The sequence below is a fragment of the Metamycoplasma orale ATCC 23714 genome (assembly GCF_000420105.1).
GTDB lineage: Bacteria > Bacillota_I > Bacilli_A > Mycoplasmatales > Metamycoplasmataceae > Metamycoplasma > Metamycoplasma orale.
The window spans coordinates 15,181-30,894 of record NZ_ATUH01000002.1 but is presented as its reverse complement, the minus strand read 5'-3'; the positions used below and the strand labels follow the sequence as shown (position 1 = coordinate 30,894).

8 protein-coding genes are annotated in these 15,714 nt (G+C 25.8%); 2 read left to right on the top strand and 6 right to left on the bottom strand.

Going from position 1 to position 15,714, the window contains the following annotated elements:
• Positions 1–68: 68 nt before the first annotated feature.
• Together F795_RS06210 and F795_RS0100530 are read left to right on the top strand one after the other, a co-directional pair.
• Positions 69–5,717 (top strand): hypothetical protein, encoded by a 5,649-nt coding sequence (locus tag F795_RS06210; RefSeq protein ID WP_022935802.1) that lies wholly within the window; start codon positions 69–71, stop codon positions 5,715–5,717.
• 1 nt (position 5,718) lies between these two features.
• The gene (locus F795_RS0100530; RefSeq protein ID WP_022935801.1) at positions 5,719–6,645 is read left to right on the top strand and encodes a nucleotidyltransferase; all 927 of its coding nucleotides are present in this window, start codon (positions 5,719–5,721) and stop codon (positions 6,643–6,645) included.
• 74 nt (positions 6,646–6,719) lie between these two features.
• Here the strand turns inward: F795_RS0100530 and F795_RS0100525 are convergent, their stop codons facing one another.
• The 6 genes from F795_RS0100525 to asnS all read right to left on the bottom strand — a co-directional run bounded on the left by F795_RS0100525 (position 6,720) and on the right by asnS (position 15,630).
• A complete protein-coding gene (locus tag F795_RS0100525) occupies positions 6,720–8,633 on the bottom strand; it encodes a M13 family metallopeptidase (protein WP_022935800.1) in 1,914 nt (637 codons plus the stop codon).
• A 116-nt stretch (positions 8,634–8,749) separates the two neighbouring features.
• Entirely contained in the window at positions 8,750–10,315 is a 1,566-nt protein-coding gene (locus F795_RS06205) for an MHO_4530 family protein (protein WP_022935799.1), read from the bottom strand.
• Positions 10,305–12,503, bottom strand: a complete 2,199-nt coding sequence (locus F795_RS0100515; protein ID WP_022935798.1) for an ATP-dependent helicase — start codon at positions 12,501–12,503, stop codon at positions 10,305–10,307. The genes F795_RS06205 and F795_RS0100515 overlap by 11 nt, the downstream gene beginning before the upstream one ends.
• Positions 12,504–12,614: 111 nt before the next feature.
• A complete protein-coding gene (locus tag F795_RS07015) occupies positions 12,615–13,262 on the bottom strand; it encodes an RDD family protein (protein WP_027120230.1) in 648 nt (215 codons plus the stop codon).
• The gene (locus F795_RS0100505) at positions 13,256–14,263 is read right to left on the bottom strand and encodes a glycosyltransferase family 2 protein (protein ID WP_022935796.1); all 1,008 of its coding nucleotides are present in this window, start codon (positions 14,261–14,263) and stop codon (positions 13,256–13,258) included. Before F795_RS0100505 ends, F795_RS07015 begins: the two co-directional genes overlap by 7 nt.
• 20 nt (positions 14,264–14,283) lie before the next feature.
• A complete protein-coding gene (gene asnS, locus F795_RS0100500; RefSeq protein ID WP_022935795.1) occupies positions 14,284–15,630 on the bottom strand; it encodes an asparagine--tRNA ligase in 1,347 nt (448 codons plus the stop codon).
• Positions 15,631–15,714 lie beyond the last annotated feature (84 nt).

Here is a 15,714-nt window from a genome sequence, read left to right as displayed (position 1 = left end):
TTATTTTAAAAACAAATAATATTTATAGTATAATTTGTTATTATTTATAATAAATCGAAAGGAAAACGATGGGAACAGCATCAACAAGAAAATCATTGAAGGATCATATTCAACAACGTTCTTTTAATGTTCCGTGAATCAGAAAAAAAATTGCTGATATTTTTAGAGCTGTATTTATACCTTTAATTATATTAGCTTTCTTGTCTATGATTTATGGGGTTTTGGATTCTGTTTTGCGAAATATACCTTCATTAAAGGTTGAAATTAAAAATTCATTAACATTCGCAAAAGAATTCTTTAAAAAACTTATTGCTTTAGTTCCTATGTTCACAGCTATATCAGTCGCGACGACTTTTAGTGCTAATAGAACATTAGGAGCATTAACAGCATTTATTGGTTGAATCATGTTTATAGGAATACAATCAGCATTTCTAAATTATGATACAGCCACAAATACATTTTCATTTGCATTTATAAAACAATTGACTTCAATTAAAGGTGTAGATGCAATTACAAAATTATCATTTAATGGAATTGGTAAAAATATTATTTTTGTTAATTCAAATATGATAATTGGATTTTTAATTGGATACTTGGTAGCTTTATTATTATCAAAATTATCTAAAAAAATTCATAGACTTACAACAACTACATTTTTAATTATGATAATTGCATTAACGGTTGCATCATTAATTGGAATATTACACTCACTTATAATAAGTGGTTTAGTATTTGCAATGGAAAAAAATGTAAATCAAGTAATTTCTGGAGGAATTCTAGAAAGTAAGAAAGTAAATAATTTATTAGTAGCTTTGATTGGTGGTTTAACAACACCATTAAACTTAAATGATTTTACTAATGAAATCTATAAAAGTGCTTCTGTAGTGCCTTATTTTAAATTATTGCTTTCATTATTTATATTACCAGCAATAGCTATAGCTTTAATGTTAGTTGCCCAAAAAGGAAGTAAAAGAGCAGCAATTACTATATATGTAACCTTTATAGCAATTTCTGTTTGCCTTGGACAATATCAACCATTATTACTATCTATATTCTTTATATCACCAATGGTGCTATATGGTTTATTTAGTGTGGTATTATCAGCACTAGGTACATGAGTATGCGCAATTACAATGGGTAATGCAATAACAGCAACCCAAATAGGAAATGGAGATGCATTTGACTTTGTTAATAAAATTGCAGTACCTTTCTTTAAAAAACAAACAGGATTTGATAAAGCTTGATTATTACTATTAATCGGAGCTGCTAGTTTTGGAATTGTTTTAATTTTAACTATTATATATGTAATATTTGGTAAAGTATCTTCTTTAGGCAGAGGAGCTGCAAATAGCGACATTTTAAGTTACGAATATATAGTAGAAAATAATTATGTTGTATTTCCAAAATATAAAAACAATAAAAATATTAAATCATTTATTAAAAATCAAGTTGCTGATGATATTTTAAGCCAACTTTATATTGCTGATTCAACAACTTCAAACTCACATGAAGTTATCAATGAATTAGAAGATTTAATTAAAAAAGAAAAATACACTAAGAAAATAGATTTTCATACTAAAAAAGATGAAGGAGATGATGAAATGTTATTTGATAATAATGACGAACTTTTAGAACCAGATGATGCTTTTAGCGATAATACTGACGAAGTATTATTTGATGCTAGCCCATTACAAGATGACGAACTTTTAGAACCAGATGATGCTTTTAGCGATAATACTGACGAAGTATTATTTGATGCTAGCCCATTACAAGATGACGAACTTTTAAACACAGAATTATCAGGAGATCCATTAAATAATGATACTTTAGACCTTGGTGATCCTACAAATGATTTTAATATTACAAACGATTTTAATGAACCTATTAGTGATGATAGTTTTGAATTAAATGACAATTTTAATTTAGAACCAGAAACTAATTTTGATCCTTCACTTGTTAGTCCATTTGAAGAAACTACAGAAGCCCCTATAGCAGATGTGGACACAGAACTTAATATGTTAGATGCTTCATTGGCTAATGATAAAAAAGCTGAAGTAGTGGCTAAAGAAAAACCTATTGAAAATAAAGATGAAGGTATTAAATTAACTTGACACCCATATGAAGCCCCACAAAATTCCGATGTTTCAAACATTGATTTAAATAATGTTGATATGCAAGATAATTCAGAAAATGATGAACGTATTAAAACCCTTGAAGAACAAATTAATATCCTTAAAGATCAATTAGCTAATAAACAAGAACAACCAATTATTGTTAATAATACAACTAACAACGATGAACTAGCTAAGACACTTGAAACTCAAATCAATGCATTACGTGCTGAATTATTAGCTAAACAACAACAACCAGCAACTAATAATAACGATCAAGAAGTAAGAAGTCTTCAACAAGAAATCGCAAACTTACGTGCTGAATTACTTCACAAACAACAACCAACAGTAATCACAAACAACACGAATAATGATGAATTAGCTAAGACACTCGAAGCACAAATCAACGCATTACGTGATGATTTAGCTAATAAAAACAACAAGTCTGAAACTATTACTATTGAAAAACAAGTAGTAGACCCTGCAACTCAAGAACGTATTTCTTCATTAGAAAAACAAAATCGTGAACTAGCAAATGCAATAAATGAATTGATACGTTTACAAAAAGAAGCCAAACCAACCACACATGATTCAATTTATAACACAGCTGAAATTCGTAGACGTGTTTATGATAATACATACAACCAAAATAGTCAAGACGATTTATTACAAGATACTAGATCATGAGATAAAAATTATCTTGATTGAAGATTACACGATGTTAGGTTAGAATCAAATTCAAGAATTAATTCACTTGAAAAACAAAACAATGAACTATTTTCTTTGGTTAGAGAAATGATGCAACAAAAACCTAATATTGATTACAGAGGTTTTTATGGAGCATTCCCGGTGGTAAATCCTTACTACCCAACACCAATGCCTACTGCAGAATTTATAAATCCACTATATAGAAATGTTAGAGAAGACATTCCTTACAAAAACGAAGAAAAAATTACTAGATCAAATGAAACCAAACTTGAACAAGACGATTTTGTTGAAACCAATCCTAACAATCAAATCGTAGTTGAAAAATACAACGACGAACAACTTAGAAATGATATGACTTCAGAATTCCAATTAACTAATAATAGAATTCAAGAACTTAAATCAGAAACATTTGATAAAGTAAGTCAAATTGAAAAACAAAACCAAGAACTAGCTAACATGGTTCAAAGTTTAATTGAAACTTCTAAAGCAACTCAAGAAGAACCAATCGTAGTTGAAAAATACAACGACGAACAACTTAGAAATGATATGACTTCAGAATTCCAATTAACTAATAATAGAATTCAAGAACTTAAATCAGAAACATTTGACAAAGTAAGTCAAATCGAAAAACAAAACCAAGAATTAACTTCAATGGTTAAAGAATTACTTAATAATCCTAAAGTTACTAGCGAAGATCAAATCGTAGTTGAAAAATACAACGACGAAAAACTTAGAAGTGATATGACTTCAGAATTTAATGCAACCAACAAAAGAATTAATGAACTATTAGAAAGAACAGCAGTTGTAGAATTACAAAATAAAGAACTTACTAATTTATTAAAACAAATGTTAGAAAATAAAGATCATTTTGTTACTACTATTAAAGAAAAAGAAGTTAATAATAATAAAGAAGTTGAGTTAAATAAAAAAGAAGATGTTAAACAAAATGACGAACAAGAAGCAATTTCTGAACAATTAACATCAGAAGGTTTTGAAACTATTGGGTTAGATGGTGTTGATATTAACGAAGAGCTTTCAACAAATAGTGATGAACTATTAATGGATGAACCTAGTCAAGTTGAAGAAGTTAAAGAAGAAGTTATAGCTAAACCAGCTAGTGAAAACATTGTAACTAGTGAATCTCATGAAAAATCTTCATCTTCAATAGAACACACTGAAGACAATTCAATTACTAATAAAGAAACGTTAGTTGATTCTTCACTTGATAGTGGTGATGATTTAAATTTTGATCCTAGCGGATTAAATCTTGATATTGACGAAACTGCAACTTTAGATTCAAGCGATTCTTTAAATAGTTTAGATAATAATGAGGATATAGAATTTGATTTCAATAATTTAGATCTTGATGTTGATGAAACTTCAACTTTAGATTCAATACCATCAGATGATTTAAGTGGAGAAGACCAATTTATATCAGATATAGATAATTCTGAAAATCTTCTTGATAGTAGTGATGATTTAAATTTTGATCCTAGCGGATTAGATCTTGATATTGACGAAACTTCTACTATAGAATCAAGTTCTCTTAGTGATGATGATTTATTATTGGGCGATGAACCTCTTGAATCATTAGAAGAAGATTTAAGTAATCCTGATGATAATTTTGATATACCATTAGATGATACATTTGAACTTTCTGACGAAAAAGGTGATGATGTAAATTTTAATGATGGATCATTAGATTTAAACAATGATAAAGCAAATTTAAGCGATTCTAATGATCCCTTATTATTAGATGATGCTGATATTGCTTTAGATAATAAAGAATTAAATGATATTAATTTTGGTGAAGAATTAGAAACTTCTTCTAATGAGGAAAGCAAAACCCCTATTGAAGAACTAAATAATTTAGAAAAACTTGACAACGGTTTAGAATCTGAAAACAATGAAACTAATGTTGAGTATTTACCAGATGAATTTAATACTTTAGAAGAAAAGAATGCTTCTTCTAAAAATCAAAGTACAGAAATTATCAATAATGAGGAATCAATAAATGTTGAACAAAACTTTGAAAGTTCAATGCAAGATTTAGCAAATAATAATATTGAAAATTCAGAGGAATCTTCTACTGAAGAAGTTGAAACTGATAATTTAGATGACACATCTTCTATCTCACAAGAATTTAATACTTTTGATAAAGAAGAAATAAACACTGAAGAATTAGATTATAGTGATGATATTGTTAATGAAGATACAACAGCTGAAAACGAATATAAGAACTTATTTTCTAATTTATCATTCGATGAAAATCCAAATAAACAAATTGAATGAGATAATGTTGAATTTAATAATGAAGAACAAAACGATACTAACATAGAAAATATTCCAGATATGGATTCAATGTTAGAAAGAAAACTTAAGAAACCAAAAGCTTTTAGCTTTGCTTCTAAGATTAAGCACTTTATGATTCTAAGTCCATTATTGGGTGATATAGTTGCAAGAACCAAAGATTCTGTAACAATACTTTCTAAGAGTGGAAAATTAATTATGCCTAATGATGCAAATGTGGAATATGTAAGTCCTGAAAGAGATAAATATATCCTTAATTTATATGGCGTAAAGTTCGAATTATTAATGAATGCTAACTTTAGTAAAAAACATAAACAACATTTACACAATAGAATTTATGCTAACCAAGGTAAACAATTGTATAAAGGTGATTTCTTTATAGATGGTAACAAGAAATTCTATAGTGAAATTGGTGAACAAATGTTACTTAAATTTACTGTTTTACCAGGCGATTATGATTTCCGTCCTGTAAAATTAACAAGCACAAAAATCAATAAATGAGATGCTCTATTTGATATTAATTTAAATAAAACATATGATATTAAAGAAAGAGTAGGGCACGAAGTTTCTGAAGAAAATAATAACTAATATGAGAGTAGGATTAATTGCTGAATTTAATCCATTTCATAATGGTCATAAATATTTAATAAATAAAATTAAAGAGCAATTTTCTAATTGTTATTTAGTTATTGCCTTATCAGGTAATTATACCCAAAGAGGAGAACTATCAGTTCTCCCTTTTGCAATTCGTAAGAATCTTGCTCTAGAACATGGCGCTGATGAAGTTATTGAAATAGATTTACTTACAAGCATTCAAGCAGCTCATCAATTTGCTAAAGGTTCTATTGATTTATTGGTTACAAAAGGAATTAATGTATTAGCTTTTGGCGTTGATGATGAAATAGCTGATATTAGCAATTATATTAATTGTGCTATGCTTACCATCAATAATAAAGAATATGATCAAAAACTAAAAAAATACTTATCTAAAGGGTTTTCTTATCCTTATAGTGCATTCCAAAGTTTAAAGGATATAATAGAATCCAACAAGCTTAGTTATCCTTTACCAAAAGATATTCTAGGATTTGAATATGTTAAATATATTCTTAAAAATAAATTAGATATAATCCCTGTTTGCTTTAAAAGAACAGCAATACATAATGATGATAATAATGCAAATAATATTTACGCATCAGGTTCTTATATTCGCAAATTATTACTTGCTGGAAAGGATGTTTCAAAATTTACGCCAGCTAGATTCCCCAACAAAATTCCTAATATAGCAGATGAATATTATAAGTTTCAACAAATTGTATTTTCTTCTAGCACCGAAGAATTAAAAAGTATTTATCTAATGAATGAAGGTATGGAGAATTTATTTAAGAAAAATATTTCATGCAGTAATTATAATGAATTTATTCAAGCTTGTACTTCTAAGAGATATATTGCTAGTAGAATTAAGAGAGTATTTTTATGCGTTCTTTTAGGTATAAAAAAGAATGATATAAAAAATTAAAAAAATTCTTTGTATAAGGAAAAATATAAAAAAAACAAGAGCTAATTTAAACTCTTGTTTTTTGCATTTTAACGTTATCAAATTTTTACACGTTTGTCTGGTTCTAAATACATTTCATCACCTTTTATAATATCAAATGCTTTATAGAAACCATCAGAATTTTTAACTTGAACGTTGACTCTTAATTTAGCAGGCGCATGAACATCAATTTCTAAAACTTGTTTAGCATATTCTTCACGGTATTTAACTCTTCATATAGCTGCAAAATTAATATAGAATTTTTTACCATCAAAGTCTTTTTCTCTTGTGGCTGCTTCATATGCACATGAAAGTCCACCAGCATCTGCAATGTTTTCAGATACTGTTAATTTACCATTACATTTACCAACACCACTTTCTTGTCCATCAAATAAGTCAATCATTCCCTTTGTTCTTTTTTCAAAGTTTTCTTTGTCTTCTTTAGTTCATCAATTAACCATATTTCCGTTTTCGTCAAAGTTGGCACCATTATTATCAAATGCATGAGAAATTTCATGCGCAATTACAGATCCTATACCACCATAGTTTTCACTTGAAGTTTGATTAATATCATAAAATGGTTTAGTTAAGATAGCTGCTGGGAACACTATATGGTTTTTGTTGGGACTATAGTATGCGTTAACAGTTGTTGCAGACATTGATCAATAATTTTTATCAGTAGGTTTTAAGTATCTACTAAAGTTGTATTCATTGACATAATAACTAAATTGTAAAGTATTCATTATTAAGTCATCGTAACCATTATATTTATTAACAACAAATTTTTCATAGTATGGTTTTATTTTTGTTGGGTAGCCAACCATAACATCTATTTTGCTTAATTTTTTAATTGCATTCTTTTTAGTTTTCTCAGCTAATCAAGTATTATTTTTTAACCTAGTTGAATAAATATCAATCATGTTTTTAATCATTTGTTCAACATCAGCTTTAGCTTTTTCCCCAAAATATGTTTTACCATAGTAAAGCCCAAATGGTGTTTCATAAAATGCCATTGTTGATTTTATTTCATATTTTTCTTTTGATAATGGTTTTTCTATACCCTTTAAAGCATTTGAATATTCAGAAGCAATAATTCTACATTCATCACTTAATAAAGGTGCAAAGCTTAAAACTGCTCTAATTAATAATATTGATTTATATAATTCAAATTGATTTTTTGAGTTATAGATAGTATCTATATTTTTTAAAAAATCCTTTGATATAACACTTATTTTAGAAACAGTGTTATTTGTTAATTCATTTACAATAGTATCTAATTTAAGAAATGAACAATTCTTTTGGATGTCTTCAATTGTAAACATATTATATAAATTCGGATATATCGCTAACTCTTCTGATGATAGTATATACTTAGCTAATGTTGCATCGAACTCAATAGCTTGTTTTATTTGTTTATCAACAAATTGTTCATCATCAAAAAACTTAGATAATAATTTTTTAACCATATTACTTCAAACAGTGAGCAATAATTGTTTTTTAGGGTGTTTGTCATTATAAAAAGATTTTGCAGGAAGAATTGTTTCTGGGTATTCCATTCACATAATGTTTTTAGTGCTATCTTTGAAGTCTTCCATTATAAAAAATGAAATAGGAACATAAAAATCTTTGAAAACTAAATTCTTATAATTTGATTGAATATCTTCTCAACTTCTTAATTCTAATATTTGTGAAATTAAATTGATTGCAGGTTTTACACCATTTTTATCTCTAGATTTTCAATCTTTTATCAGAGAATAATATTTAATCATTTCTTGTAATAATTTTTCGTTTTTGATTTCATTAGTATTTTTTGATCATTTTTTAAGAAGAGACGATTTTATATTTCTAATATTTTCGTCTAATTCATAAAATGAACCTCAACCATGTAAGTGATCAGGAATTTTGGCTTCTTCTACTCATTTGCCATTAATAGCATCATAGAAATCTTTTTTAATTAATTTTTCATTCATAGTATCTCCTTTAATTAAATTATTAATATTATAAAGTACCAACTAAATCTTTTTTAAATTTATTAATAAAATAAAAGCATCACCAAAAGATGCTGCTATATTTGATATAAATGCTATTATATGAGATCTTTATTTTTAGCTAAGTATAAATTATTATTATTTTTCAAATTTATACTTCTTAGTATTTCTAAATCAATGTTTTCAAAAATTATTTTTAAAGGTGCAGTAAAATCATAACCAGATATTAAACTTGCATTTAATGTTGTCTTAATATTATTAGTAAATGTTGAAGCTGTGTCATTTTGAATATAAAGGAAATTAATTTTAATTCTATTAATAAAGTCTATTAAATAAGAAGAGATTTTATTTATTTGAAAACCAATTTTTATGTTACTATTAATTAAAACATTTATGGTGTTTTCTAAATATTTAAAGTTAGTATCATTATTTATTTTTATAAGAAATGAAATATTTTTAAATTGGTTGTGAATTTTTTTAAGATAATTGATGTTTAATAAATTCATAACATAGTCATCAATTATCAATATTGAATTGTTTAAATCAAACCTTTCAGCTTTCATTAAGAATGATAAAAACATATATTCAAAAATATCTAAATTGTTATAATCCTTTTTATAAAACTCTTCTTTTTTTGGATCTTCAAAAACAGGGAATATTACTTTATTTACATTTTTATTATGTTTAACATCTAATATATCATAATGTTTTATGTAATACTTGCCTGAGTTTATTAATGTCATTGCTTCATTATAATCTGCACAAAATTTAACATATTCAGGTGAAAGTAGTATGTTTAGTCCTATTTTAGATGGTTGTAAATCATTTGAATATTTAACAATTAAATAATTAGTTAATAAATTTAATCTATGTTTATCTATAGAATTAAATAATTCGGTTTCTAAAATATAGCTTGCATTAAAGTATTTTTTAAGAATTTGTAATTTATCAAAAAGCTTCATAATACATTTATTTATCTTAGAAATCTTTACACTTTGATTATCATTAACACTGATATAAAATTTATTTCTTTTAATTCAAAGGTTTGTAATACCAACAAGTTTGGGCGGTATTAAATTTTTAATTTCATTAATAATATATTTTTCTTTAAAAGAATATTTATTTTTAATATTTAAATATATTATTGAAGATTCTTTATTTTGAAATAATGTTGGAATATCTTCGGAGTGAAATATATTTGCAAATGCAAATTCTTGTTTTGAAGAATAATCATTTCAAAATAGTGTTCCAATTATCCCTTGATCTTCTTTTCTTTCAATTAAGAATCTGTAATTTGTATTGCTATGTTCTTGGGTTAAAGATAGATCAAAAGTAAAGTCAGGCTTTGTGTTTGATTTATAAAAATCATTTAATAGTTTATTAGTTTCTGAATTAAATATATTTGAAAATTCACTCATACTAAATCAAGTTCCGGTTGATATAACATTACTTTTAATGTTTGGCGGAAAATAATTTAGTAGTTTTATATCATTATTAATTCTTATCCTTTTGTTTTCAATATCAATATCAAAACATGTAAAGCCATATCATTCTCTATTTTTTTTAGCTTTTGCAAAATAACTAATTAATAAAAATATTGAAATTGCAGATAATATAACAAATATTATTATTGTAACTAAAATTAGTATTCCATTAATTTTCATTGTTTTCTCATTTTCTTATAGCACTGTGATTTTTGTCTAAAGTTTTTGTTGATCTTGTGTCGTTAAATTTTACTGTAATTAAATCACCTTGAATATCAATTATTGTACCAATTCCAAAACGACTATGTGATATTTTATCTCCAACAATTAATTTGGTATTATCGTTTATGTCCATTGAAGCAGAAAAATCACTTGCTGTTTTAATTATTTTTTGTTCTTTTATTTTGGCTTCAATTAAAAATCTACTCTTTCTGTTATCAGATCTTCCAACAGAGAAAGAAACAAACAATTTCTTTTTAGCTCTTGTTATTGCAACATAGGCTAATCTTCTTTCTTCTTCTAAAGCTTCAATATTTTCAACAGGCTTTGCGCCCAAGTTTATTTTTCTATTTTCTAGAACGGTAAAATCTTGTTTTGGTGAAACTAATATTGCACGTTGTAAAGGAAAGATTTTTTCTGCTAGACCAATTATAAACACATAATCAAATTCTAGACCTTTTGCATTATGAACAGTCATAAGTGAAACATAACTAGTTGCATCGTCTTCAACATCTCTATCTGTTATTAATGTAATTTCTTGTAGATATTCATCTATAGTTCCAGTTTCGTTTCTTTCTTCTCAACTTTGAATAGCATCAACTAAACTATTAAAGTTTTCCATTCTATTTTCATATTCTTCTTTAGACTTTTTAATTTCCTCAAAGTATTGGATTTTGTTAATCATTAATTCTTTTAATGTTGAATGAATATCATTAGTTAAAAGTGCTCTTCTAGCTCAACGAATACTATTTATTAAAGATGCAATATTTTTTAAAGTATCTGTTGGTAATTTTAAATTATTATATATGTCTTGAAAATGTATTTCTAAACATTTAAATAAATCTAAATTTTTTGATTTAGCGAACTCTAATAATTTTTCAATTGTAGCTGTACCAATTTTTCTAGAAGGCTTGTTAATAATTCTTAATAATGAAATTTCACTACCGTCATGTATAACTCTTAAATAAGCTAATGCATCTTTAATTTCTTCTCTTTGATAAAACTTAATTGACCCAAACAATTTATAAATAGTATTGGCATTTATTAAAGCTTCTTCAATTGCTCTTGAGTAACTATTTATTCTGTAAAGTATTGCGATGTTTTTTAATTGAACACGGTTTTTCTTTAATTCATTAATTTTATCTGCAATTCATCTAGCTTCTGCCTCATCGCTAAAACCTGCATAAAGTTCAATATTTTCGCCTTCTTCATTTTCTGAAAAAAGCCTTTTATCAAGTCTTAATTTGTTATGAGAGATTAAGCTATTTGCTGCGGCTAATATACGTTTAGTTGAACGATAATTTTGTTCTAATTTAATTGTTTTACATTCAGGATAATCTTTGTCGAAATTCATGATTAAATTAATATCAGCATTTCTTCAAGAATAAATAGTTTGGTCAGGGTCTCCAACAATTGTAATATTTTTTGTTTGAGCTAACTTTCTAAGAATGTTATATTGTAATCTACTAGTATCTTGAAATTCATCGACAAAAATATATGAAAATCTATGTTGTCATTTTTTGAGGATAGCTTCATATTTTTCTTCGTAAAATAATCTATAAACAAAAACAAGTAAATCTTCAAAATCTAGTGTATGTGCTTTATCTAAATGGTTTTGATAATTATTAAAAATTTTAACTCTTATATCATCTTTAAAATCAGGATCTTTTTCTAAGTCGCTAGGTGTTTTTAATAAGTTTTTTTGGTTTTGAATAAATGAAAGAATAGAACCAAAAGTGAATTGACTTTGTGATACTCCTAGTTCTCCATATACTACTTTTAAAACTTCCTTTTGATCAAGTTCATCAATTATTTGAAAGTCATGTGGGTAGTCCATAACATGAATTTCACTTCTTAAAATCTTTGCACATAAAGCGTGAAATGTACAAATAGTTGGTTTAGATGAAAGATCTTCTTTTAAATGAGCAAATACTCTTTGACTCATTTCATTAGCAGCTTTATTTGAAAAAGTAAGAGCTAAAATTTTATTAGGTTCAACATTTAAGTTTTCAATTATATAAGTTATTTTATTTGTTAGAACTTTTGTTTTACCGCTTCCAGCGCCCGCAATTATTCTCAATGGTCCTTCATTATATAAAACAGCATTTTTTTGTTCTTTATTTAAAAGCTCTAATTCTGATAATTCCATATAACACCCCTAGTTTTTTAACATAACAAAAAATGTATTTTTTAAATACAACTTATTTAATTATAAACTTTTTATTGTAATTTTCCCTGAAATGGTCTAGTATAAAGGAAATTATTCAATTTTAACATGCGGTAAAATTCTTTGTTTAGGTTTTATTTTTGCTTTTTTATTAAGATTATCAATTAAAATATCATCATATTTATTTATTCAAACAGTGTATGAAGAAGATAACTTATCATTTAAGCCAACGCCAGATGATTTTAAATTTGTAAAAATTAAAAATAGTTCAAAAACTAAAACTAATGAAGCTAAAGTTCCTGGTACTGCTAAAAATATTTTTTGTAGTTTCGATAATGGTTTAGATTGTGAAAGTGCTTGTAAAAAAGTATCTGGGTGAATTAATACAAGAAATAATAAGAAAATGCAAATTCAAGAAAAACTAAATAATCTTTGCCTATCAAATATAACTTTTGAAAATTTAGGGTTATCTTTATTTTTAATAATTTTAATTCTACATATAAACATACCTAATGTTTTGCCCTTTCAAACAATAGGAATAACTATAAAATAAAGACATAAATAAATGCATAGACTTAATAGCCATGGATAGTATAATCACTTACTAAAAAGGTATGTATTATTTTTGTAGTTAAAAATTAAAAAAGAACTTGTTATAAGGAATAAACAAAAAAGCAACAAATCTATAAATGTTGCTAAAGAACGTATTCAAAAATTAGTTTTTCTATTTTGTTTTATCATATAAATATTTTTAATATTTCATTTCAATTCTTATTATCTAAAAAATCTTTTTCATCGATTAATTTAACTTCAAACTCTTTAAAGTATTTATTTGTGTTAATTAAATTTAGAAGGTTAGTTTTCTTAATTTCAGATAACAATTTGTTTTCAAATGATATTATGTTTTGCCCTGATTTAGTTTTTTTCGATAACTTAGTTCCACCTAAAAACCCAGCTATAAAATATTGGTAGTGCATAGCTTTTGCAAAATTTAATTCTTCTTCAATGGTTTTATTTTTTAGATATTTATGAATTTCTTTTCATTCATCAATAATAGTTTTTGGTCTTAATAATGAAATTGATTCGTTGTAGTCATAAATAGGCAAATCTAGTAAATAAGTAAATGTTTTAGCTAGAGAAATCGCAAGATATTTACATGCTGAAGAATATTGTAAGTTGGTTGTTTGAATATTAAATTCTTGAAATAGTTTTTTAAATATGTCTGTTGTAATAATTGAATTAAAAATAAATGGGCTAACCATAGCGATAGGTTTTTTATTGTCATTTAAATTAATTATTTTTTTATCTTGAAACTTGCTTCTATAAAAATCATGAGACACTAAACCACGACAATATCCAGCGACTTCAATAAAGTCGGGTTTTATTTGTGCTACATTAATAAAATTATTGAAAGTTTTTACGAAAGATGATTTTATATAACTATATGAATAAAAAATATAAGTATATTTAGTATTAACAAAACTAAGTGATTGTTTAATAACTGTATTAATATTTTGATGTGTTGAATTAATAATAATTTTTATTTCATTATTAAAACTTTTTTCTAGTTCTTCAATTATTTCTAAATCATTTGAAGAAGGAAGATCAATTGTTATTATTAAATCAAAATTTTGGTCGCTTTGTTTTTTAATATTTTTTAATATATTTTCCAATGAAATTGTTGGTTTGTATATAGGGACAATAATGGTTAAATTGTTTGTTTTAAGATTTGTATTATTCACGAATTACTCCTTACAATAAGTTACATTTTAAGATTTCCAGGTGTTCTAGGAAATGGAATTACGTCTCTAATGTTTGCCATACCTGTAACATACATAACTAATCTTTCAAAGCCAATTCCAAAACCACTTGAAGGCGCATAGCCAAATTTTCTTAAATCTAAATATCATTGTAAAGGTTCTTGTTTGATTTTTAGTTCTTTTAATCTTTCTTCTAATTTTTCATATCTTGATTCACGTTGACTGCCACCTATTAATTCGCCAATTCCAGGAACTAATAAGTCAAAAGCAGCAACTGTTTTCTTGTCATCATTTTGATACATATAAAATGCTTTTAGTTCTTTAGGGTAGTTAATTATTGCAACTGGACCATTAACGATTTTTTCAGCAATGTATTTTTCATGTTCACTACTTAAATCCATTCCAAAGAAAATGTTTTTTTCTTCAAATTGATCTTTTTTAGGCTCTAATAATTTCACTGCTTCTTTATATTCCATAATTGTTAATTTGTTATCCAAGAATCTATTGAGTGTTGAAATCAATTCATTATTTTTTAAGCTATCTAATAATTTCATTTCATCTGGGTATTTTTTAAGAACGTTTGAAATTACCGTTTTAAGTAAATCATCAGCTAAATAAATTACATCTTTAAGATTATAAAATGCTACTTCTGGTTCAACCATTCAAAATTCTGCTAAGTGACGAGAAGTATGAGATTGTTCAGCTCTAAATGTAGGTGCAAAAGTATACACCTTTTTAAGGCCTTGTGCATATGCCTCTGCATGCAATTGACCAGTAACACCTAAAAATGCATTTTGATTAAAAAACGGTTCTTTGCTATTTGTATTAACATTTAAAGTTTCTCCAGCACCTTCTCCATCATTTGAAGTAATAATAGGAGCTGCAATATTAACAAAGTCATGATGTTGGAAATAATTATGAATTTCAAAAGTTAAACCATTTCTTATTAACATAATTGCTTTAATTAAATTAGTTCTATGTCTTAGATGAGGAATTTCTCTTAAAAAGTCAACTGTTGTTTCTTTCTTTTGAATTGGGAAACTTTCATCAACTAAATTAATTACTTCTAAATTATTTACAACTAGTTCAAACGGTTGAGCGGCTTTTGGAGTTAATAATAAAAGACCAGAAACTTTAACAGAAGTTCCTAAAGAAATTTTATCAATGTTAAATTTCTTTATGTCTTTATCTTTAACAACTAATTGCAATGTATTAATTGTGCTTCCGTCATTTAAAGATAAGAAACGAATTTTGTCATTTCCCCTGTTGTTTATTATTCAACCTTCAAATTCATGTTTTGATTGGTCTTTAATTTTTTTAATGTCTAAAAATAATTGTTTTATAGTCATTTTATAGTTCCTTTATTAGTTTATAAATATTATTTAATTATATATTTATATTTCATATTATATATTAAATAGCAAAATAAAAAA